This is a genomic window from Oceanobacillus sp. HCA-5259, assembly GCF_037892815.1.
Lineage (GTDB): Bacteria > Bacillota > Bacilli > Bacillales > Amphibacillaceae > Oceanobacillus > Oceanobacillus indicireducens.
In genome coordinates this window covers 1-22,430 of sequence record NZ_JBBKBV010000049.1, presented here as the reverse complement: position 1 = coordinate 22,430, position 22,430 = coordinate 1, and the positions used below count along the sequence as shown (strand labels likewise).

The 22,430-nt window shown below is 34.1% G+C and carries 20 protein-coding genes; all 20 read right to left on the bottom strand.

Annotated elements, in window-relative coordinates:
• Nucleotides 1-226: 226 nt before the first annotated feature.
• Nucleotides 227-1,393, bottom strand: a complete 1,167-nt coding sequence (locus WKU33_RS17665; RefSeq protein ID WP_340455861.1) for a nucleotide sugar dehydrogenase — start codon at nucleotides 1,391-1,393, stop codon at nucleotides 227-229.
• A 407-nt stretch (nucleotides 1,394-1,800) separates the two neighbouring features.
• On the bottom strand, nucleotides 1,801-2,430 hold the full coding sequence (locus WKU33_RS17660; RefSeq protein ID WP_340455859.1) for a YdcF family protein: 630 nt from the start codon (nucleotides 2,428-2,430) through the stop codon (nucleotides 1,801-1,803).
• A 344-nt stretch (nucleotides 2,431-2,774) separates the two neighbouring features.
• Complete coding sequence (locus WKU33_RS17655) at nucleotides 2,775-3,569, bottom strand: ATP-grasp fold amidoligase family protein (protein WP_340455857.1); 795 nt, start codon at nucleotides 3,567-3,569, stop codon at nucleotides 2,775-2,777.
• Nucleotides 3,570-3,748: 179 nt separating this feature from the next.
• A complete protein-coding gene (locus WKU33_RS17650; protein WP_340455855.1) occupies nucleotides 3,749-5,044 on the bottom strand; it encodes a lipopolysaccharide biosynthesis protein in 1,296 nt (431 codons plus the stop codon).
• A gap of 79 nt (nucleotides 5,045-5,123) precedes the next feature.
• Nucleotides 5,124-6,131 (bottom strand): O-antigen ligase family protein, encoded by a 1,008-nt coding sequence (locus tag WKU33_RS17645; protein ID WP_340455853.1) that lies wholly within the window; start codon nucleotides 6,129-6,131, stop codon nucleotides 5,124-5,126.
• Nucleotides 6,132-6,321: 190 nt separating this feature from the next.
• On the bottom strand, nucleotides 6,322-7,464 hold the full coding sequence (locus tag WKU33_RS17640; RefSeq protein ID WP_340455851.1) for a glycosyltransferase family 4 protein: 1,143 nt from the start codon (nucleotides 7,462-7,464) through the stop codon (nucleotides 6,322-6,324).
• Between the two features lie 76 nt (nucleotides 7,465-7,540).
• Nucleotides 7,541-8,692 (bottom strand): glycosyltransferase, encoded by a 1,152-nt coding sequence (locus tag WKU33_RS17635; RefSeq protein WP_340455849.1) that lies wholly within the window; start codon nucleotides 8,690-8,692, stop codon nucleotides 7,541-7,543.
• A gap of 15 nt (nucleotides 8,693-8,707) precedes the next feature.
• Nucleotides 8,708-9,625 carry an NAD-dependent epimerase/dehydratase family protein gene (locus tag WKU33_RS17630; protein WP_340455847.1) on the bottom strand — a complete coding sequence of 306 codons (918 nt, stop codon included), beginning with the start codon at nucleotides 9,623-9,625 and terminating at the stop codon, nucleotides 8,708-8,710.
• A complete protein-coding gene (locus WKU33_RS17625) occupies nucleotides 9,622-10,920 on the bottom strand; it encodes an ATP-binding protein (RefSeq protein ID WP_340455845.1) in 1,299 nt (432 codons plus the stop codon). The genes WKU33_RS17630 and WKU33_RS17625 overlap by 4 nt, the downstream gene beginning before the upstream one ends.
• 33 nt (nucleotides 10,921-10,953) lie before the next feature.
• Entirely contained in the window at nucleotides 10,954-11,937 is a 984-nt protein-coding gene (locus WKU33_RS17620) for a peptidoglycan bridge formation glycyltransferase FemA/FemB family protein (RefSeq protein ID WP_340455843.1), read from the bottom strand.
• Between the two features lie 51 nt (nucleotides 11,938-11,988).
• Nucleotides 11,989-13,053, bottom strand: a complete 1,065-nt coding sequence (locus WKU33_RS17615) for a hypothetical protein (protein WP_340455842.1) — start codon at nucleotides 13,051-13,053, stop codon at nucleotides 11,989-11,991.
• Nucleotides 13,054-13,082: 29 nt separating this feature from the next.
• Nucleotides 13,083-13,733: a PIG-L deacetylase family protein gene (locus WKU33_RS17610; RefSeq protein ID WP_340455841.1), complete on the bottom strand. Its 651-nt coding sequence runs from the start codon at nucleotides 13,731-13,733 to the stop codon at nucleotides 13,083-13,085.
• A gap of 11 nt (nucleotides 13,734-13,744) precedes the next feature.
• Nucleotides 13,745-14,683 carry a DapH/DapD/GlmU-related protein gene (locus tag WKU33_RS17605; protein WP_340455839.1) on the bottom strand — a complete coding sequence of 313 codons (939 nt, stop codon included), beginning with the start codon at nucleotides 14,681-14,683 and terminating at the stop codon, nucleotides 13,745-13,747.
• Between the two features lie 19 nt (nucleotides 14,684-14,702).
• Nucleotides 14,703-15,326 carry a sugar transferase gene (locus tag WKU33_RS17600; protein WP_340455838.1) on the bottom strand — a complete coding sequence of 208 codons (624 nt, stop codon included), beginning with the start codon at nucleotides 15,324-15,326 and terminating at the stop codon, nucleotides 14,703-14,705.
• A gap of 51 nt (nucleotides 15,327-15,377) precedes the next feature.
• A complete protein-coding gene (locus tag WKU33_RS17595) occupies nucleotides 15,378-16,505 on the bottom strand; it encodes a DegT/DnrJ/EryC1/StrS family aminotransferase (RefSeq protein ID WP_340455837.1) in 1,128 nt (375 codons plus the stop codon).
• Between the two features lie 152 nt (nucleotides 16,506-16,657).
• Nucleotides 16,658-17,545, bottom strand: a complete 888-nt coding sequence (galU, locus tag WKU33_RS17590; RefSeq protein WP_340455835.1) for a UTP--glucose-1-phosphate uridylyltransferase GalU — start codon at nucleotides 17,543-17,545, stop codon at nucleotides 16,658-16,660.
• Between the two features lie 45 nt (nucleotides 17,546-17,590).
• The gene (locus WKU33_RS17585; protein WP_340455833.1) at nucleotides 17,591-19,420 is read right to left on the bottom strand and encodes a polysaccharide biosynthesis protein; all 1,830 of its coding nucleotides are present in this window, start codon (nucleotides 19,418-19,420) and stop codon (nucleotides 17,591-17,593) included.
• A 164-nt stretch (nucleotides 19,421-19,584) separates the two neighbouring features.
• Nucleotides 19,585-20,349, bottom strand: a complete 765-nt coding sequence (locus WKU33_RS17580; protein ID WP_340455831.1) for a tyrosine-protein phosphatase — start codon at nucleotides 20,347-20,349, stop codon at nucleotides 19,585-19,587.
• Nucleotides 20,350-20,589: 240 nt separating this feature from the next.
• Nucleotides 20,590-21,291, bottom strand: a complete 702-nt coding sequence (locus WKU33_RS17575) for a CpsD/CapB family tyrosine-protein kinase (protein WP_340455829.1) — start codon at nucleotides 21,289-21,291, stop codon at nucleotides 20,590-20,592.
• A complete protein-coding gene (locus tag WKU33_RS17570; protein ID WP_336252496.1) occupies nucleotides 21,266-22,030 on the bottom strand; it encodes a YveK family protein in 765 nt (254 codons plus the stop codon). Before WKU33_RS17570 ends, WKU33_RS17575 begins: the two co-directional genes overlap by 26 nt.
• Nucleotides 22,031-22,430: the final 400 nt, after the last annotated feature.

Sequence of the window (22,430 nt, the reverse complement as noted above, 5' to 3'; positions counted from 1 at the left end):
CAGCAAAGTATGAAAGAGGAACCCCACAGCTGGTAAAAATCGTCCGCAATCATGGTAAAATGAAATGTAAAGATGGTACAAAGTGAATGAAATAATCACGTATTACAAAGCAGAAACTTGGAACATCATAATTAGCGGATTATTTTGTTGCTAAACGTAAAATAGCCCCAATTCAACAATTGGAGCTACTCAACTTAAACAAAAAACGTTTTTACTCTAAACCCTATCAATCCCTACTAAACACATCCCGCGTATAAATCTTCTCTTCAACATCCTTCAACTCTTCAGACAAACGGTTAGCAACAATCACATCTGCCTCCGCCGTAAATGCATCAAAGTCCTTAAACACACGTAAACCGTCAAACTCCTCAGCATCTAGCACAGGCTCGTATATAACTACTTCTATACCTCGTTCCCTGATTCGATTAATAACATCTTGTATCGCTGACTGTCTGAAGTTATCGGAACCAGTCTTCATTGTTAATCGATAGACGCCTACTACTTTTGGATTCCGTTTTGTAATCATATCAGCAATATGATTTTTACGAGTATCGTTCGAGTCAATAATCGCTCGAATGATATCATTCGGTACATCTTCAAAGTTAGCAAGCAACTGCTTTGTATCCTTTGGTAAGCAGTAACCGCCATATCCGAATGATGGGTTATTATAGTGGTCACCAATTCGGGGATCTAATCCGACACCCTCGATGATTTGCTCACTGTCTAAGCCTTTTAACTCGGCATAGGAATCTAATTCATTAAAGAATGATACACGCATGGCGAGATATGTATTAGCGAATAATTTGATCGCTTCAGCTTCGGTGGAACCCGTGAATAAAACCGGAATATCTTCCTTAATTGCACCTTCTACTAGAAGGTCTGCAAACTTTTTAGCACGCTCTGATCGCTCTCCAACAATAATTCGAGACGGATGTAAATTATCGTATAATGCTCTACCTTCTCTTAGAAACTCTGGAGAGAAAATAATATTATCACTATTAAACCTCTCACGTATTTCTTTTGTATATCCTACTGGTACAGTTGATTTAACAATCATAACCGCAGCCGGATTTACTTCGATTACATTCTTAATAACCGATTCAACAGAACTTGTATCGAAGTAATTCTTCTCTGGATCATAGTTTGTGGGGGTAGAAATGATAACATATTCGGCTTCTCTAAAAGCTTCCGTTGAATCTGTTGTAGCTTTTAAATTCAATTCTTTTGTTTCTAAAAATGTCTCGATTTCTGTATCTGCAATTGGAGACTTCTTATTATTAATCATGTCTACTTTTTCTTGGATGATATCTAGTGCAGTTACTTCATTGTGTTGTGCTAGAAGGACTGCATTAGATAAACCGACGTAGCCTGTGCCTGCGACTGTCATTTTCATGAGACGATATACTCTCCTTCATTCAATTAATTTGTCACCTTAAAACGTTTTTCTTTAATATACCTCAGTTCTCAATAAAGCCTAAACGCAAACTTAAGCTTATTGCAACCCCATACCAAATAATAAAAATTTATCCCATGGCATATACAATTATAATAATTTTACAAAAGCGTCTCCACCCAGGATAGTATGAAGGATTTCGAAAACTTATTAAAACTAAGGTACTTGGTTGAAATTGCAATTTTTCATTTGATTTTCTCTGTGGATTTGTTTTTTGTTTGAGAATACAGTCGTAACAGACGTCGAGTCAAAAGAGACTTGGATATTTAGGATTCATAAAGTAATTTGTGATTGAGTATGTGAAAGAAAACAAAATAGTTAAATTTATAAATGCCCGCTACAAAAAGTTACAGTTCATTCCTTTTAATCTGTATGCTTTCTACAATTATAAAATAAAATAACTTTATGTACTCAGTTAAAACAAGCTTAGAGTTTAAACGGTTACGATACCAACCTTTATAATGAAATGGATCATATGGAGTTGGAACAGAGAAAATCTTAAGTTGTAATCCTCTGAGCACATGATTAAAAATCAGCTTCGATCGAAATGAATGATATTTTGATGTAACTATTATTATCTTATCAATTTTATTAGTAGTTTTTATATACTCCCTAAATAATAAAGCCTCATCTTTTGTATTCTTGGTATTCCCCTGAAGTATTTCTATATCCTGTTTATCAACGCCTAATTCCTCTAATACCATTTTACTTCTTTCTGCAATCCCCTCTATTGATACGTTTCTTTCTTTCAATAGATTAAATCCAGGACTATAAGAGGCTGCCATTATTATCTTATTAATTTTTCCCTTTTCATAAAGTTCTGCGGCTCCTAGTGAACGATCTGCAATGCTACCCATTAATAAAATAATTGCAGTATTATCAACTTGGCTAATGTCATCATTCACAATTAATAACTTAGCTGCAAAGAATAAGACAAATATTATGATTGAAATCACGATCAAAAAAATAACCAACATTTAACTTTATTCTCCTAAATACGAAAGTAATTTTAAATAAACAATAACTTCTTTCGATAAATATAGGATTCGACAATAGCATCTCCCGCTACTAAAATAAGCAAACCATCTACAATAATCTTGAGTAAAAAATGAATTGCTGTTCCAAGACATATTGTTTCGTGATGATATAGTATTCATTTTCCTTTTGAAAATGCGCATCCATACAAAGCGTCAAATTAGACGCACTAGAATAATAAAACAAGGTTATTTGATTCTTTTTTCATAAGACGGTAAGTATAGCTTTAATACTAGACCTTAAATCTGCTCTACTTTTAATTAAAATCATTTACAATTAAATCACATTATTTTTCCTTATTAATACCGATTGGTAAGTTCCATAATTCCCCTAACATCAAATTATATTTGTAGGGATGAATTCTTTCAAAACCGGAACCATTTGTAAATGTCATCTCCCCAAAATATACCTTTCCGTCTACATTATAAAAATCTACTCTAACATGTGGAAATCCTTCACACAATTCGCTAGCCAAATCTACCATCAAGTCAAAGTTTTTAGGCTTAGGTACTGGCTTATCTGTGTTCTTATATTTATGTTGTGTCCACGGTTGCAATTCCCAATTTAAATTATAAACATTTCTGCGATGATCTCCAAATCTACCAACATCTATCCAACAGAAATAAACTTCTCCATTAAAACATAGAAACTTATAATCTTTTAGTTCACCATCATTATCTACAATATATTTCTCCGCAATTATCTTGGGTTTTATATGCTTATAATGCATTTCAAAACCCGACAAATAAGCATAATTTAATCTTAGCCATTTAGTAAACTGTTCTCTTGCTTTATTTTTATCTAATTCTTTTTTATTCTTAATTATCATATTTGTACCTGATCCATGATTTGTTTTCAAAACAAATTTTTGGGGTAGGTGGTCAAAATCAATTTCATCAAACGTCTCCCATACGCCCAAGAGAGGAATCAAATATTTCTCACCGACTTTATCCTTTACCCAATCTCTAACTAAATATTTATCAGTTAAAGTCGTTTTAAGGTCATTATTGTCATAAAGTTTTGCCCACTGCATTTTTTCATTATACGTTTTAAGATTATTCCAATCTAACTTTTCATTCATTCTTTTTTTGTATATTTTAGAAACTGCTTTTTGATATTCACTCTGTTTTAATGACTTGTAGTAATTGTAATAAAAAATTTTTTTATTATTGGAATAAAACTTAAAAAACTTTGGAAATGTTTGTATAAGCGTTTTTTTTATCAAAAATATCACCTTCAAAAATAAAAATTTTACTCTATTTATGAATTTCCATGCAACCGATCGAATTTCTTACTTATAAGCACTACTATGAATATCAAACCAATATTTAGCAATGCACCAGATACACCAAATAAGGCAACTGCTATTATGTCACTTTCATATATATAGAAACCTATTACCATTACAGACACTCTTATAATTAACATAAATATTGTATATAACAAATGAAACTTTTGTGCTGATAACACTGGGATTGACATTACACTGGGTCTATTCATAAAACCAATATAAGACCAAAGTGCAATCCATCTTGCATATTCACCCGCTATTACCCATTCCTCTCCAAATGCAAAACTAAAAAGAATTGGTCCAAATATAATAATAATCCCGTAAGGTATAGCACCTATGGCTGCTAAAGAAAAGGTAGCTTTCAAAATCAAACGTGTCAAAGTTTCATTGTTATTAGCAGCTTCAGATATACGGGGATAAAAAACATCGCCAACTGATTTCCCTATGAGTTGTGAAGGTATATTAAGAACGGTTCTACCTATTGCATAAAAACCAGCTGAAGCAGGTCCAAAAAAGACTGTTAATAGTAATGTTGGTATATTTGATGAGATAGCATTTATTAACACTTCAGGTGCTCTAAACATAGGGAAATCTCTATATTTGTAAACTAATTTTTTATATGAAACTTTTTTCTTGGATATAGTAGATAATAACTTTCTACTATCTTTATCTAACAAGAAAAGTAAAAATGCTTTTAGTCCTTGTCTTATTGCTGTAAATATAATCAGTATAGACGCCATAGGATAAAATAAACCTATACCTATTTTTCCACCGTTAACTAAAATTGCCTGCAGAACAGTAGCCCTTGCTGAAATAGAGAATTGTTTAGTTCTAATCAACCATTGCTCAATTATCTGCAAAATTCCAGACAGTAACATGGCTACCGGGATTAAATATAGAAAAGGTGCGATACTCTCTAAGTCTAAAATTTTTATTATATGTTGACTAAATACGAGCAAAACCAAGGCAGTGAGAACAGATATAAATATTGAGATTTGGAATGATAATTTCACTAATTCTCGTGCTTCACTGTCCTTTTTAGGAAGAACAATGGCAATAGGGAAGGTTAAAGCTGCAACTGGACCAATTATTGAAATAATAGCCATGAAAGTCCCCATTAAGCCATAAGCATAGGGCCCGTATAAGCGAGTGATAATAGGAGTTAGTAACATAGCTATTATTTGAGCTGCCGCCGTACCAGATGATAATACAATTACATTTCTTACAAAAGGCTTTTCAATAACTTTCAGTATTTTTTTCTTCATTTAAATGGTTCCTTATATAAGTTTTATGCTGATTTTTTTTAATTGAAATATAAATATAGTTCCTTGATGAGGAGACTAATCAGTCTCTTTGTATATACTTTATATTATATGACATGATTAGTAATAAAAATATATAGTTTAATCTATAAGACTCACTAAGTCCACCAATTAGTATTCCAAAGATGCCGATTAATAACATCACGCTTATACGGCTATTCTTGTTTTTTTGCAATTTAACTCCAGCGATAATTACACAAGTAGCAAAAAGAATTAGCCCAATAAATCCTGTATCTAATATAACTTGTAGTATCATATTATGAGCTGCAAAGAATGTAACGATACCACCTAAGACCTCTGAGTTAATACCAAACCCATACCAAGGTGAATAAGATATCGACTCGAATACAGAATCCCAAATTCTTGTTCTTCCAGAAAAGGTTAAATCTTTACCCAAAAAATCCGTTATTATAGACTCAAAAAAACTAACTGAATTGAAACGTACTACTATAAACCAGATTATTATATATATAATACTTAACCTAATAAAACTATATAAAGGTTTAATATTTTTACGTAGATTAATAAATAATGATATAAGCACAAAAAATATAGCAACAATTGCAGTTGCAGACCATGCCTTTAATAGAGTGGTAACTGTTAATAAAATAATTGTTAACGGAATCCATTTTACATTTTTGTATTCATACCAAAAATAAATTATAACTAATAATGTTCCTGGTATTAAAACAAAGCCAAATTGATTCTCTATTCCCAACAGCCAGGCCAACTGATGACCTTCCACTCTATACAGACCTTGAGGGAATATAAAGTAAGAAATTAGGTTAAGAATGATATAACTGCTAAACACAATACTGATTGCTCGCAATGTTGATTTTGGGTATTTTTTTATTGTTATATTAATTAATAAAATCAAAGTTAATATTCTAGAACTATTTACCAAATCAAGAACACCATTTGAATAATAATAACTTGAAAAAGTACGCCAAATGAAAAATATGAAGCTGAAAATTATAAATAGGTTTATTTCTTTTTTAAAAAAAGTGATAAATAATAAATAAAAAAACATTATTCCAGTGATTAGAGTGAAAACATTAGTTACCATCCCCAACTGTTGCATATAGTCGGGAAGTATTAAGGGAATCAACAATATAACTAATATTCCGGTCATACTTACTTTATACTTTTCCTTGGTATTCGAGTACAATTTATAAAACCTCAATTCCGATTAAAACGAATAAGGATAGTAAATCCCATATTCAAACTAAATTTTTATATACTTCATATATTTTTTTAGCGTTTAGATCAGCTGTTAAATTTTCAAAACTATGTTTCTTAGCCTTTTCTGCAACTCTAATCATCTCAGATTTGTTATTAAGTGCATAAAATAATCTTTCAGCCAAGGATTTATAGTTCCCTTGTTCATAGACTAAACCATATTTATTATTAATTAGTTCCGCTGTTCCCCCACTATTTGCACCTATTACAAGAACTCCAGACATCATCGCCTCAACAGTTACCCTTCCAAAAGCTTCAGCTTTCGAGCTCACAATTGCGATATCTGAGTTTGACCAAATATTAACCATATCCTTCCTGTAACCTAAAAAAGAAATGTAATCATCTAAGTTTAGTTCACTTATGATTTTCTTAATCCTCGAAATAAAATCGCTGTTTCCTTCACTTCCCACAATCTGTAATCTTATGCTCTTAATTCCACTTTCTACAAGTTCCTTTAAAGCGAGTATAGTTTCTTCATGTCCTTTTTCTTTTACAATTCTTCCAGCTATAGTTAAAGTGATTGTGTCTCTGGAAAATATGCTATTTTCTATATTAGAAAATCTTTTTTGATCTACCCCATTATATATTGTTATCATTTTAGTATCTGGTATAACTTTTAGATACTTAGCAGATACGCTTTTCGATATAGATATGATAGTAGTCGCTTTATTTAACTTTTTTAATGCTCTCTTTTTATTTCTAAATTCCTTATTTAAATCTTCCTCTAAAAACTCTCTAATATGCCAGATTAATGGCAACCTATTTTTCTCAGCAGCAAATGCTCCCCAACCCGCTGTAATAGCGTTTATATGTACTAAATCAAAGTTATTTTCACTTATTAAACTTGATATACGAAACTCTTGTATTAAGTTAATAACATATTTAACAAGCCATTTTATTTTTTCTTTTTTTGAATTTTTCTTTTCCATCGGGACTACCCAATTAAATAACCTTATTACTTTATATGGTATATTATGATTTATTAATTCACTTTCCATCTTTCCTTTTGTAGGCAAAATGACAAAAGGCTCTACACCTTTTGTCTTTAAAATATTAACCAATGTTATTAGCGAATGACTCGCTCCCGATGTTCCAGAATATGAAGCAATAAATAAAACCTTCATGTTAGAACTCCTCTAATCTCTAAAGTATAAGATGGTTTACTCTTTCAATAAATTATGTAATTTTAGCTCAACCTTTTTATTTTTTAATCAATTGATTAAATGTATCAATTAGATTTTTAGCAACTGCATTTTCACTAAATAGATGATCAGCTTTTTCAGCAATTTGTCTTTCATTGTAATTCATTCGGTTATCGACCATAAATTTTAATGATTTTGATAAATCATCAACATTATCTGCTTGAAATAAAAGTCCATTTGATTCATCTATGTAGGTGTCTATTGCACCACCAACAGCACCTATGACAGGTTTACCGCTAGCCATAGCTTCAATGAACGGAACACCAAAGGTCTCCAATACACTTGCAGATACAAATGCATCACTTTTTCGTACTTTTTTTGCCGTTTCCTCACGAGACAAGAAGCCAAGCAACGATATCTGATCCTTCATGTCTAGATTCTGAACTTGTTGATTCAGTTTATCATATAGGGGACCCCCGCCAACTATTGTAAGGTGCACATTCTTATTATTCGAAAATGCCTTAGAAAAAGCTTCAACTACAACATTGAATCTTTTTACTTCCACTAGTCGTCCTACCGTTATAAATTCAAATTGATTGCTTTTTTCATTATTACCTGTAGCCTGTTGAAAATAAAACAAAGGAGAAACCATGTTAGGTATAACTCTAATATGTTTTTCAGTATGAGTTAATTCAAAAACGCTTTTCTTTAAGGGCTCTCCAACACATATAAATTCGTTTGCTTCATCAACTACTTTATTAAGGAAACTAATTCTAAACGGTTCTAAAGATTTAGTCTGAACTTTAGTCCAATGCTCGGTGACTACTATTGGTCTATTAAAGCTTCTTAAAAACTTCCAAATTTCTTCCGTTAAGGTTAATAATGGAAAGTGGACATGTATTACATCTGGAAATCCATGATTGGATATTGCTTTGTTGATTACTTTTTTAAGATACCGAGATTTAATCTTCTCAAATATATTTTGTGTAAGCCCACCTATTGGAAGATGTTGACCGTATATGTTGACATCATCGGTCTTTCCTCTAAAGTTCCCATATTTACGCAAACTTTTAATTGACCTGGTATCACAAAATACATAAGTAACTTCACATCCATTATTACTCAAAGCTCTAGCTTGTTCTAATTCAAAAATACCCATCATGCCAGTTGCTTTGCTTGGATATGATCGCCCTATTGTGAGAACATACATAGCCGCTACCTCCCATTATTCATCTGCTGTATAATGCTCAAATAAATCTTTAACCATTAAGGGAATTGTATATCTAGGCTCCCATTGAAACTCCCAGTTAAACAAATCGGTATTAACAAGATTATTAAAATCACTTGAATCACCTTTCACTTCAATATTTACATTTTTCACAGAATAATTTTTAGCTTCTTCTTTAACTGTCTTGGCAATACTCAAGACTGACAGGTGATCAAAATTCCCAAGGTTATATACCGGTTTCCAGATACTAGAATCAGTATTTATCATGGTTATAAGTGCTGCTGCCGCATCTCTTACTTCTAAATAGGATACTTTCTGACTGCCACCATTAACTATAATAGGCTTGCCTTCCAATGCTTGCCTAACAAATCGATTTGTCATCCTCACTTCTAACTCAATACCTGTTAAACTCGCTAAGCGTATATTAGAATAATTAATATTTTGACTTGAACTTTCGCATAACGAGGCTACAATTCTTTCAGTTGCATACTTTGTCATTCCATAAAGGGATTCCGGTTTAACAGGTGTTGTTTCATCAGTTGAGGATTTCTCTTTCTGGCTATAAACACTTTGCGAGGATATATTTATTATTTTTTTTATGTTTAATTCAATTGTTTCCCGAATGAATTGTTCCGTGAAATCTAACCCTCTTGCTAACTTTTCAGGTTCTGAACTTCGTGGAAATGCACAATTCACAAGTATATCTATATTGGTATCCTCAGGTATTTCTTCTAACCAGGTAGACCTGTTCAGTATTAATAAATTATTACTTTGTTTAAATCTACTTAATAATTTATCTTTGTTAGAGGTTATCGCTATAACACGATAATCAGTTCCTTCTAGTAATTGCTTGACTAGTTCTTTTCCTAAAAAGCCACTAGCGCCACTAACTAATATTGTTTTATTTTCACTCAAACCAAGACACCCTCCTCCAGCTGAGCAATATCTAACCCTTCCAACAGCATATTCTCACCATCTAGAGATCTAACATCAAGTGTATTATATATTTCTTCTAATAACTTCTTTAGTTCACTTTCTGTTTTAGCCGTAGCAAATACCCTTAACATAATCTGCTTGAGTGTTCCCTTTGCTAATTCAGGTATTTCATCACCTTCTTCATGAGCCAATACTGCATCCAACACATTAGGTATTTTTTTTACTTCATCTAGTCCCTCAATTTTCTTTATTACGCCTGGTTTACCTAAGAATGATACATTACAAGCGTATTTCTTCCAATAAGGTGAAGCTTTTTCTTTCAATAATGGTTCTCCTTGATCACCTGTAATCGCATGTGTAATCATCATTTTTAAAGGGTTGTAATCACATGTTTCTTCAATTAGTTTATATTCTAATGTCCCAGTTAAACGATAACCAATATCGTAAATAATGCATTCTCCATCTTCAACTAGGCATTGCATAAATACCATTCCATTTTCCATACCAAGAGATTTAAACATTTCTTTGACTTTTGGATCTGTATATTTCACATATCTATCCACGTGAGCTGAGGTAAATGTATATGCTACAGGCAATGCTATAACATTTTCCTGATTATGTTTAATATGTCTATTTCCCATACCTGATAGATATATTTCTCCATCTTGAAGCATATAAAAAATAGTGACCTCTTCACCTTTTATGTATCTTTCAATAAGCACTTCTTTCTTTTGTGAAAATTCCATCGCTATTTTATATCCATTTATAAGTTCTGCTCTGTTTTTACATATAGATATTCCCCTAGCTCCACTATTATCTGAGGGTTTAACTAATACAGGGTATTTTATATGTTCTAAAGTAGCAGATTCTATATTACCTGAAATCTCATATTCTTCCACTACAGGAACACCAAAGTCACGACACATCTTTTTATACTCATTTTTATTAGTTAATACCTCGAACTGATTTTTTGTACCATAGCAAGGTAATCCAGCCTCTTCACACATTTGTGCATAATAAGGTAAAACAGAATCAGTAAATCCTGTTAACACACCGTCTACATTATTTTCTTTTATCAGTTTTACCATTTCTGGAATATCAGATGTGCTAGTCATAAAATATTCATCTGCAATTTGCTTTGCAGGAGAGTTTTCCAAGGGATACCAATCTGTTACCATTGTATAAATTCCCATTTCTTGTGCTTTTTTAACAATTTCGCAAGAAATTCTGGATCCTCCTAAGATTAATAGTCTTTTTCCCTTTAAATCAGTCATATTTAATATCCACCCTATCTATCAGAATAAATTCTATACTTGTCTATATGCTGGGAAAAAATTGGTATTTTTTTCGACATTAGTTACTTCACATAGACTATTATACACTTCACTATTCCAGATTTTCTTTCCTATCTTAAATTCAAAGTTTGTATTCTTACCGAATTGTTTTTTAAATAAGTATAAACCATCATCGGAAGCATTTGTCCTACCTCCACCATGATGTATCATTTCATATCCATTCTCTTTTCCCCATAATGTTACGGCATATCTTAAGATGTAAGCGGGAGATAAATATAGATATTCACTTAAAGTACCTGACAAATGAATATGTATTATTTTGTCATAAATAAAATAAAAACCCATCGCAATTGTAGTATCATTATAAATAGCTTCAACAGTTAACAAGTTTTCCGGGAAAAGTTCAAGACATTTATTAAAATAATCATCGTCGAAGTAATAATAATCGGAAGCATTATTCCGATCCATCGTGGAATAATATATCTTCTTAAAGCTACTTATATCAGAAGGGTTCTCTGTTACTTTGAAGTGTACTCCATTTTTCAATGCTTTTCTTACATTCTTCCTACAGGATTTGGAGAACTCTGACTGAAATGGATCATCGTAAGTAAGTAAATCTGTCCCCACTGTATCTCGAATGTAATTAACATTATATACACTTTTAAATTCATCACTATTATTAAATATAGGATGAAATCTAACAAACTCACTTACTATATTATTGTTTTCGCAATACTTACTAAACTCTTCCTCGAATTCTTTTAATAATGTATCTTTTTGTCCTTCAATAAATTCTATAATTAATGGTCCACCATAGCCATATGGAGTGACTAAATCATAATAAACAGTATCATTTATTTTTATCGGTATCTCTCTTTTAATAAACATATGATAAACTTTTCCATAATCACTTTCATAGTTAAAATAATGACACTGACCTTTTTCTATTTTTTCATAAAGCCTACCATAATTTTCATCAAAATATATATCCAGCATATTTATCTGTAGCACTCCTACTTAAATTAAAATACTTTAACATCTGTATCATTACATATTTTGCTTATACCAAGCCCCTACAACATCTAGTATATACTTCATGTCTAATTCGTTATATCGATGATCACAAATGATTGAAAGTTCATTTTCCCATATATTATTTATGCTTTTTTTTTGCGGCCAATGAACTGGACAATAGACTTTGTTTTCAACTAGTTCCTTACGCAATTCGTTTCGCTTCTCGTTTGAAAGCATAACAGGTAAAAACAGAGGACAATATTTATTTAAATCAGGTTCTGGAAATAAGAATTTTATATTTTTAAATTTTGCTAACCCCTTATATAAAACAGCTGCATTTTTTCGTCTTTTTATTTTTATGTCATCTATATCCAAGTGTTCAATTATATTTAGTGACAGACTATCTATTTGATGGTTATAATCTATATACCCAATCTCTTGATCAAACTTTTTAAATTTGGTTAGGAAAGATTCCTTTTCATTATTAAATCCTTGTAAATATTGATGTTTTTCGTGCATAGCAGCAATTTTATCTTTAACCAGATCGTCACTATTTAAATAAGGCTTATTTAAAATTGTTCCATTACTCTTCGTTACATAGCCTCCTGTTGGGACAGCAAACCATTTTCTAAGACTTGCAATACAGTAGTGGGCCTTAGCTGAGTAAGGTTGTTCACACAGCAATCTATGTGTAATATCTTCAATAATTACTTTTTCTCTTTTGATGAATACTTCTATTGCTGCTTCCATTTTAAATTCTTCTAAACCAAAATAACTCATAGCAAAGAAAATATCACATTTACTATCAAGTTTTATATCATACTTTAGGCCAGTTTTTTTGCAATAACTAACATCGTAATATTGAACATCAATCCCTTTTTTTATAAAAGGATCTACCATTGAAGCGCAACAATAAGATGGCATATAAACACTCTCTACCTGTCTAGTACGGCTTATATCTTCCAATGCTAATTCAATGGCTGTTCTACCTGAGAATGTGAAGGCTGTATCTCCAAGATTTGGAAGCCAATCTGCATTCTGATGTTTAACTTCTATTGTTTTATCTAATTCAAACTGACTCCCTATCTCGTATACCACAAGACCTTCCTCCTCGATAATGAATTAACTCATATTAACGATCGAATCAGCATAAAACTTTCCGCATTGGCAACGCATATTGTTGAACCTCTTAATTTTGATAAAGCTTCTATTGCATCTAATGAACGCGGGTGTGGAAAATCATATAACTGAGATTTATAGCACTTCATAGCTTCTAGCTTTTTATCAATTGTATCAGAAATGTCACTCCAGACATTGGGTACAAATACATTGTCAGCAGATGGAATATTCCATTCTGTTTCAGATAATGTTTCGTACGCGTATATCGCTTTGAGTTGTGGATTGTTTACTGGTCTTAAAGCAACCATTGCAGACTCGGCAACCATTGTATGGTCGATGTGCATGTCACCTTTGTGCGGTATATAAACAACCTCTGGTTTAATTTTCATGACTATGTCATACATGCTTTTGTTTAGCTCTTTTCTTGGTATATCAGCTAAACCGACCACTGGCAGATCCAAAAAGAACGTCTCTTTTACACCAAGCATCCTATGTGCATTAAGTGCCTCGCTTCTTATGTTAGCCAATCTCTCTTTATCTCTACCACTTGTTGCTTCGCACACATATACGTTATGACCTAAGGATACATGCTTTGCAATCGTTCCACCAACACCTAAAACTTCATCATCATTATGAGGCGCAAAAACTAATACATTCATTTTACCTTCTCCTATCTAACCATTGGCCTAGCAGGATTTCCTATAACTGTTTCTCCTGCTTCAACATCTTTTACAACAACAGACCCAAGACCTAATGTTGCATTTTCTCCTATTTTGCATTGATTACGAATTACCGTCGCAGCTATATGACACTTTTCACCAATTTGAACACTGCCGCCTACAAATGTAGGTGCCGTAAATACAGTGTGTTCACCCACTCTTACATTATGAGCTAAGATAACCTGTTTATTTATTTTCACACCACTTTTAATTATTGTATCTTCTATTGAACCTTTACTGATGTTACAATTATCACCTATATGAACATTATCCTTAATGGTAACACCGCCATAATGTTTTATTAAATTTCTACTGTTGTCATTTTCTTTCAAAGGATTAAAACCACTTTCTCCAATAATTGTTCCTGATAAAATAGTGCAGTTTTTTCCTATTTTTGTTTTACTTCTAATTACGACATTGTGGTGTATATTTGTATTATCGCCAATATACACCCCCTCTTCTATAACACAACCACTTCCGATTCTTACATTCTTTCCTATTAAAGCATTATCTGATATAAAAGACCTTTTGGAATCCGCTGGATGATTATTTACTATCATAAACATATCTTCATTTGAAGTTTCAGTGAAAAAGTGGTCTAGTATAGAAAAAAATACTTTTTTTGGCTTTTCAATCCTAATAACATTTGTAAAACTTTCGTGAATTTCTTCATCAGGATCAATTATAATTAATTGTATTTTTCTATCTTTAAAAAGAGCAGCATGGTCATTAAAGCTATTAAGCGAAGAAACAAATGTAATTGTTCCTTCTTGGTAGTTAAAGAGCGTAGAAAACCCACTTATAAGATTGTTTTCATCACCCTTAAAAATAAATTTATAACCAGTACTTTCTAAGTAATTAACTATTTCTTTTATTTTTAACTTAGACATCGTTTCCTCCGTAAATGCGTTATGTAGTTTTTCTCTCGTGAGCATCGCTATCTTGTGAGGAACCCATAAATTTCCCTCTATCGCCGCTAATATTTTCACGTTTAAAAACAGTAATAAATGTTTTTAAAATTATTTTAAAATCTAATAAGAAACTCAGATTACGAACATACCAAACATCCATTTTCAATCTTTCATCCCAAGATAAGCTCGCACGACCATTGACTGCTGTTAAACTAGTCAATCCTGGCCTAACATTATGCCGTTTTTTTTGTTCGTCACTATATCTCGGAAGATATTCAGTTAATAATGGTCTAGGTCCTACAAAACTCATATCACCTTTCAATATATTAAATAACTCGGGTAACTCATCCATACTTGTTGAGCGAAGTATCTTACCGAATTTAGTCAATCTTTTGTTATTGGGCAAAAGATTACCTTGTTCATCTACTTCATTAGTCATACTACGAAATTTATACAACTTAAATATTTCCCCATTTAATCCTGCTCTTTCTTGTGTGAAAATTACAGGGCTACCTAGATTCACTCTAACAAACAAAGCAACTAATAACATTACGGGAGACAAAATAATAATACTAAAAAAAGAAACAATAACATCTATTAATCTTTTAATATATTGATACAATGGCTACTCCTCCATAGATATTTCATGTACATAAACGAGCATATAATCATTTTAAATAAAACATTGCTTTATAACTTCGGTAACTCTAATTAAATCATCATCTGTCATTTTCGTATCACTTGGCAAACAAATCCCATTTTCGAATAAATTCTCTGAGACTTGACCACCAACATAATCATATTTTTCAAAGTAGGGTTGCAAGTGCATCGGTTTCCACACAGGACGAGACTCAATATTTTCTGCTTCAAGTCTTTCAATGATTTCATTTGGCCGTATTTTTCCATTAAGCGTAATAGAGCTTAACCAGTAATTCGGCTCATCCCATTCATTCGCTGGCATAAAACTAACACCTTCAAGTTTACCTAATTCTTTTTTATAAAACTCATAAATATAGCGTTTTTTCTTTACACGTTCATCAAGCACTTTTAGCTGGCCCCTACCAATCCCCGCAACAATATTACTCATTCGGTAATTGTAACCAAGTTCGCTGTGCTGATAATGTCTTGCCGGATCCCTAGACTGCGTCGCCCAAAATCTCGTTTTTTTAATAGCATCTTCATTATCGGATACGAGCATTCCTCCACCGGAAGTAGTAATTATTTTGTTTCCATTAAAAGAGAATATTCCATAATCACCAATTGTTCCGGTATGTTTCCCTTTATAGTATGTACCAAGTGACTCTGCAGCGTCTTCTATAACTACTACATTATGTTTTTTACAGACTTCCATAATTCGGTCCATATCTGCAGATAATCCGTATAAATGAACAACAATCACAGCTTTAACTTCTGGATACTTTTCTAATGCCCTTTCCAATGCTTCTGGACTCATATTCCAAGTTTTATAGTCACTATCAATAAACACCGGGGTAGCGTTCTGATAAATGATTGGGTTGGCAGTCGCTGAAAACGTGAGACTTGGACAAAATACAATATCTCCTTCTCCGACTCCAGCTGCTTTAAGCGCTAAGTGGATTGCTGCTGTACCAGATGACAATGCAGCAGCATTCTCAGAGCCTACTTTAGCTGCTAATTCTATTTCAAACTGATTCACATTTTCTCCCAAGGGTGCAATCCAATTGGTATCAAATGCTTCTTGAACAAATTGTTGTTCGTAACCTGCATCGCTCATATGAGGAGATGAGAGAAAAATTCTCTTTTTTGCTACCTTCGCTGTCATAATATTTATCACTCTTTCATGAGCAGAATCTATAAAATAAAATTCAAGAAATATCTGTGGGTAATTATTCAAATACTTCTTTAACACTCTCTGCTAAGTTTTGGTTCTATATTTTATCCATTTTGTTATTTCAACAGACCCTTACTAACGTATTATTTAATAACCTTTGGTTGCAGTTCATTTATTTTTTTTTGTAAGAATAAATACAATTCATCTTTCATCTCTGGATCCTCTAAAGCAAAATCTATCGTTGTCTTAACAAAACCCATTTTCTCCCCGACATCAAATCGCTTCCCTGCAAAATCATAAGCATATACATTTTGAGTTTCATTTAACTTCTCAATCGCATCCGTTAATTGTATTTCTCCACCCGCACCAATTTCATGCTCGCCTAAGAGGTTAAATATTTCAGGTGTAAACACATAACGTCCCATAATTGCCAGGTTTGAAGGTGCTGTTCCCTTTGCCGGCTTTTCCACGAATTTATTAACTTTGTACCTTCTCCCCTCTTTTTCTCCTGGATCAACAATGCCATACCGATCTGTTTCATCTTCTGAAACCTGCTGAACACCTACAACAGAGCTACCTGTTTCATCGTACTGTTCAATCAATTGTTTCAATCCTGGGGTCTCAGCCTGTACGATATCATCTCCAAGAAGCACCGCAAAAGGTTCATCCCCAATAAATTTACGCGCGCACCATACTGCATGTCCCAATCCTTTTGGATCTTTCTGACGGATGTAATGTAGATCAATGTTGGAGGCATGATTAACTTTTTCTAACACATCATATTTCTCTTTATTTAATAGATTTTGCTCTAATTCATAATTATGATCAAAATGATCTTCAATAGCCCGCTTTCCTTTACCTGTTACAATAATAATATCTTCTATTCCAGATTCAATTGCTTCTTCCACAATATATTGAATAGTTGGCTTATCTAAAATTGGTAGCATTTCTTTCGGCATCGCCTTAGTTACTGGCAAGAATCTTGTACCTAGTCCAGCCGCCGGAATAATCGCTTTTCTTACTTTTTTCATATCAAGTCCTCCGCTTTGTATTATAATTATATTAATTACTTAAAATTAAGCCTGAACAGCCAACTGCTCCCGCTCCAAATAAACAATCTTCATCAATTCTTCTTTTAACTCCACACGATCAAACTCCATGAAATGCTCAAGTAATTCTTCAATTAAACTTGGATGAACCTCAACCGTTCTCCCAACATAAATTTTCTCATAAACCTCACCAGGAAGAACCTCGTCCTCACCTAATAACTCCTCAAACATCTTTTCACCAGGTCTCAGACCAGAATACTCCATTCTGATGTCGTCTTCAGTATAGCCCGACAACTTGATTAAATTCTTAGCCAAGTCAACAATTTTCACCGGCTCACCCATATCCAAGACAAAGATTTCTCCGCCCTTTGCAAGAGTCCCAGCTTGAACGACAAGCCTCGATGCTTCCGGTATCGTCATAAAATACCTCGTAATATCAGGATGAGTTATCGTTATTGGCCCGCCATTTTCAATTTGCTTACGGAAAAGCGGGATAACACTCCCCCTACTTCCAAGCACATTACCAAAACGGACAGCTACAAACTTCGTATCACTCTGCTTAGCTAAATTCTGTACAACCATTTCAGCAACACGTTTAGAAGCTCCCATCACATTCGTTGGGTTTACTGCTTTATCCGTGGAAACTAAAACAAACGTCCTAACGTAGAACTTGTCCGCAGCTTCAGCGACATTTTTCGTACCAATAATATTATTTTTCACAGCCTCGTGCGGATTATACTCCATCAATGGAACATGCTTATGTGCAGCTGCATGATAAATAATTGCCGGCAGATGTTCCCCGACAATTTCAAAAATACGTTTTCGGTCCTTCACATCCCCAATAATAGGAACAATCTCGATCTGTTCTTCCCCATATGCTTTTCGTAGCTCCATGTCGATTTTGTAAATGCTGTATTCTCCGTGTCCGACTAGGAGAATCTTCTTCGGCGAAAAGCGCATCAATTGACGACAGATCTCGGAACCAATTGAGCCGCCAGCGCCCGTAACCATCACCGTATTTCCCGTTACATATTCTGAAATGGCATTAATATCAAGTTTAACGGGTTCACGCCCTAGTAAATCTTCTACTTCGATATTTTTCAGACTACTTACCGTAATTCTTCCTGTCATAAGATCCTCGATTTTCGGAATCATTTGCACCTGGGCTGGCGTACTCGCGCAAGCCTCGACAATATTTTTCAGTTCCCCACTTCTTAATGAGGGAATCGCAATTACAATATGTTCAACATCATATTCATCAACAATTCTTGGGATATCATTGACTGTTCCGACAACTGGAAGGTTATACATCTCCATCTTTTGTTTACTTAGGTCATCATCAACAAATGCAACTGGCTCGAGTTCTATATTATGTTCATTTTGTAATTGGCGAACAATCATTGCCCCGGCAGCTCCGGCCCCGATGACAAGTGTCCGTTTTTGCAATTTATTGTTGTTGCTGATATAACGATCTCGATACATTCGCCAGATAAAACGAGATCCTCCAATTAATACAATATGTAATAGCCACGTAACGACTAAAGCACGGCGAAGAATTGAAAAGTCATTTAACAGAAACTGTACTACTCCAGCAGAGATGACAGTTAGGGTCACAGCTTTAACAATGGCAATTAATTCCCCAACACTAGCATAGGACCACACTTTTTTATAAAGTTTAAAAACAGCTGCAAATAAATGATGAAAGATAACGAGTGCGATAGCAGATGAAATAATTGCAGTAGAAGTTAGTATGTCAGTATACGCAGGATATACAATCCATGCTGCAACAAATATTGCTGTTGCAACGATTATCGTGTCTAGTAAGAAGAGCAATGATAAACGTTTTGAATAGGACATGGGTTCTCCTTTCTCATGAGGGTTAAGCCTTCATGTCAGTAATTATTTTTCTTATGTATAGCGACACAGTACTTTTTCACCATATAATGGTAAAGTAATTGCGTTGTTAATTCAACAGTTGATACTTATCTACTACATTCACATGGAGAGTTCCCTGGTCTGCACTAAAAGAGACCAAGGAACTTTTTTCGTTTTATATTGGAGGGTTCCATTCGATTCACGTTCTGGTTATCGATTAGCAATTCACTATTCTCAAGGAATATGTTCACATAATCATCACCATAATCGTTCTGGATCAATTGAAGTGCTTCATTCATTGCAAACCCTCGAGAAGACGTATTATGGGCATCGGATGCGATGAAATGAGTCAAATTAGCTTCAATGATTTGTCCGCTGAATTTCTGAATGTTTTTCCCGAACTTTCCTACGACACTCGCTGCTGTAACTTGCGTAAGAGCACCCTTTTTTACAAATTCATAGAGCCTCGTTGGATGTTCAATCAATTCTTGGTTTCGTTCTGGATGCACAATGATCGGGATATATCCAGCAACTTGAATGTCAAATAACATCTGACTTGCATAACGCGGAACATGGTCGGAAGGGAGTTCTACAAACACATACTTGGTATGGTTGATTGGTAAAATGACTTCATCTTCCAGTTCAGCAATCATGTCACCATTTATCCTTGTTTCCTGACCTGGTAGAACAGTAAGCGGGATACCTTCTTTCAAGATCAATTCATTTAGTGTATCCACCCAACGGACGATGCTATCCCGTTCATTATCATATTTCCCATTCCGGTGGTGCGGCGTCGCAACAAGCTTCGTGATTCCTTCGTTCACTGCAGCTCTTGCCATCTGCAAACTATCGATTTCAGATTGGGCCCCGTCATCAATGCCGGGAAGGATATGAGAATGAATATCAATCATTTTAAAAGCACTCCCCTTCCATATTTCTACTCCATTTGACAACTAACGAAATAAACGCTTATCGCCATTTTTAGAAAAAAATAAATTGTTTGATATACCATTATAGCAAAATTTGTAGAGTTTTGATAGGTATTTTTACATACTTTATACTATTTAAAGAACGGTTTAAGCTAACTATTATACCCACGCAAAAAGAGCCCCTCTCTACCGCTGATTCCGCGAAAGGAAGGAGCTTAATTGCTAGTTTGTACCGTAATAGTAATAATAATTGGATGCTTTTTTCTCCCGGTCGTTTAGAACTACTCCTAGTAGTTTCGCTTTCGCAGGCGCAAGCGCTTCTTTCGCTTTTTGAGCTGGCTCGATTTCTGTACTGCCGCTACGGACAACGAGTACCGAACCATCGACTAAGTTAGCCAAGATTTGTGCGTCTGTTACTGCAAGGACTGGTGGGGTATCGAATACGACGAGATCATAGCTTAGTTTCGCTTCTCTCAAAAGCGTCTCCATCTTCCTTGAACCAAGTAATTCGGAAGGGTTTGGTGGAATTGGTCCACAAGTCATCACGTCCAGCGTATCGATATCTGTACGATTCACAGCTTCTTCCAGCGTAACTTCTCCGACTAGCACATTGCTTAACCCCCGCAAATTATCAAGCCGGAACGTATAATGCATTGTCGGCTTTCTTAAGTCAGCATCAATTAGTAATACCCGTTTCCCTTGCTGGGCATAAACGATAGCTAAGTTTGCGGTCGTTGATGATTTCCCCTCTGCAGGACCAGAGGAGGTTACAAGAAACGACTTCAAATCATTGTCAACCGAAGAAAACTGCATATTTGTTCTTACTGTACGAAATTGCTCTGAAATTGGCGATTTGGGATTTATTTTTGTAATTAGATGGCGGATATTACTACTTAGTTTAGACTGATTCTTTTTGCGCACCACTAAATCCACCTCTCTTCTGTCTGTCCAATTGGAAATTCATTTGATTCGGCCGGATATCTTCTGAATTCATATGTGAGATAACACCAAGTACCGGTAGTTCAAGATGTTTTTCTACGTCATCTTCTGTCGTAATGGAGTTGTCAAGATAGGCGAGTAGGAAAGCTAGACCTACGCCGATCATTACACCTAGAACGATCGCAATTGCAATGTTTAAAATTGGGTTAGGTGCGACTGGTGATGGGTTTGCGCTTAGCTGAGCCTCTGTTAACACACCTACGTTATCCACGTTCATAAACTCCTGAATTTTATCTTGGAACACAGCAACAGTAGTATTAGCAATATCTACTGCAAGTTCTGGATTTTCATCGGTTGCAGTAACCGTTACTACTTGTGAATCTTGTTCATTGGCAACCGCAATGTTCTCACTCAGTTCCCCTACTGTGTAGGGTAGGTCCAGTTGACTGATGACTTCTTCTAAAATAGCTGGACTTTTGATAATTACGTTATATGTATTTATTATTTCGACGTTTGCCCGAATATCGTTAACGTTGTACGGGACTTCTTGCTCCTGAGTACTTTGGTTCACAATGAACTGCGAACTGGATTGATAAGTCGGAGTAAGAACAAAGTAGCTTACAACTGCCGCTACAACAGCCGCGCCAAGTGTGATGGCTAGAATAAGCAGTATGCGCTGCTTGATTACCTCAAATATCTCCTTTAAGGAAATTGTTTCTTCCATGGTGTTACCTCCATATTCCTTATGTAATTTTTATTTGTTTCAGTCTAAATATACTATATTTATATTCTTTATCATTGCACTTTACAATATGTGATTATAACACAAACCCATGGAAATAGTAGGGGGTTTTTTAGAAATGTTCAAGAGTTTACGAGATTTTTAGAAGATAAAACTGGAAATATGTAGAAATAGAATCCTTTTGCTCTAGTTCGTTCGGATTATGTTTAGAACTGGAAAAACTCACCAGATAAACATTTCAGCACGTTGCTAAACCAATTTCACCCAATCTTTTGTCGAAGTTTCTCACTTATATTACAAAGAGATTACAAATCCATTAATATTCTAGTAAACTAGTCTTTTTGCGCTATAATAGATGGTAGTTATTTCTAATTCTAATAAC

Excerpts from the sequence above, each read along its gene's own strand:
- WKU33_RS17665 (WP_340455861.1), bottom strand. The coding sequence starts at position 1,393 with ATGAAAATGACAGTCGCAGGCACAGGCTACGTCGGTTTATCTAATGCA.
- WKU33_RS17660 (WP_340455859.1), bottom strand. The coding sequence starts at position 2,430 with ATGTTGGTTATTTTTTTGATCGTGATTTCAATCATAATATTTGTCTTA.
- WKU33_RS17655 (WP_340455857.1), bottom strand. The coding sequence starts at position 3,569 with ATGAATGAAAAGTTAGATTGGAATAATCTTAAAACGTATAATGAAAAA.
- WKU33_RS17650 (WP_340455855.1), bottom strand. The coding sequence starts at position 5,044 with ATGAAGAAAAAAATACTGAAAGTTATTGAAAAGCCTTTTGTAAGAAAT.
- WKU33_RS17645 (WP_340455853.1), bottom strand. The coding sequence starts at position 6,131 with ATGTTTTTTTATTTATTATTTATCACTTTTTTTAAAAAAGAAATAAAC.
- WKU33_RS17640 (WP_340455851.1), bottom strand. The coding sequence starts at position 7,464 with ATGAAGGTTTTATTTATTGCTTCATATTCTGGAACATCGGGAGCGAGT.
- WKU33_RS17635 (WP_340455849.1), bottom strand. The coding sequence starts at position 8,692 with ATGTATGTTCTCACAATAGGGCGATCATATCCAAGCAAAGCAACTGGC.
- WKU33_RS17625 (WP_340455845.1), bottom strand. The coding sequence starts at position 10,920 with ATGACTGATTTAAAGGGAAAAAGACTATTAATCTTAGGAGGATCCAGA.
- WKU33_RS17620 (WP_340455843.1), bottom strand. The coding sequence starts at position 11,937 with ATGCTGGATATATATTTTGATGAAAATTATGGTAGGCTTTATGAAAAA.
- WKU33_RS17610 (WP_340455841.1), bottom strand. The coding sequence starts at position 13,733 with ATGAATGTATTAGTTTTTGCGCCTCATAATGATGATGAAGTTTTAGGT.
- WKU33_RS17605 (WP_340455839.1), bottom strand. The coding sequence starts at position 14,683 with ATGTCTAAGTTAAAAATAAAAGAAATAGTTAATTACTTAGAAAGTACT.
- WKU33_RS17595 (WP_340455837.1), bottom strand. The coding sequence starts at position 16,505 with ATGACAGCGAAGGTAGCAAAAAAGAGAATTTTTCTCTCATCTCCTCAT.
- galU (WP_340455835.1), bottom strand. The coding sequence starts at position 17,545 with ATGAAAAAAGTAAGAAAAGCGATTATTCCGGCGGCTGGACTAGGTACA.
- WKU33_RS17585 (WP_340455833.1), bottom strand. The coding sequence starts at position 19,420 with ATGTCCTATTCAAAACGTTTATCATTGCTCTTCTTACTAGACACGATA.
- WKU33_RS17580 (WP_340455831.1), bottom strand. The coding sequence starts at position 20,349 with ATGATTGATATTCATTCTCATATCCTTCCCGGCATTGATGACGGGGCC.
- WKU33_RS17570 (WP_336252496.1), bottom strand. The coding sequence starts at position 22,030 with ATGGAAGAAACAATTTCCTTAAAGGAGATATTTGAGGTAATCAAGCAG.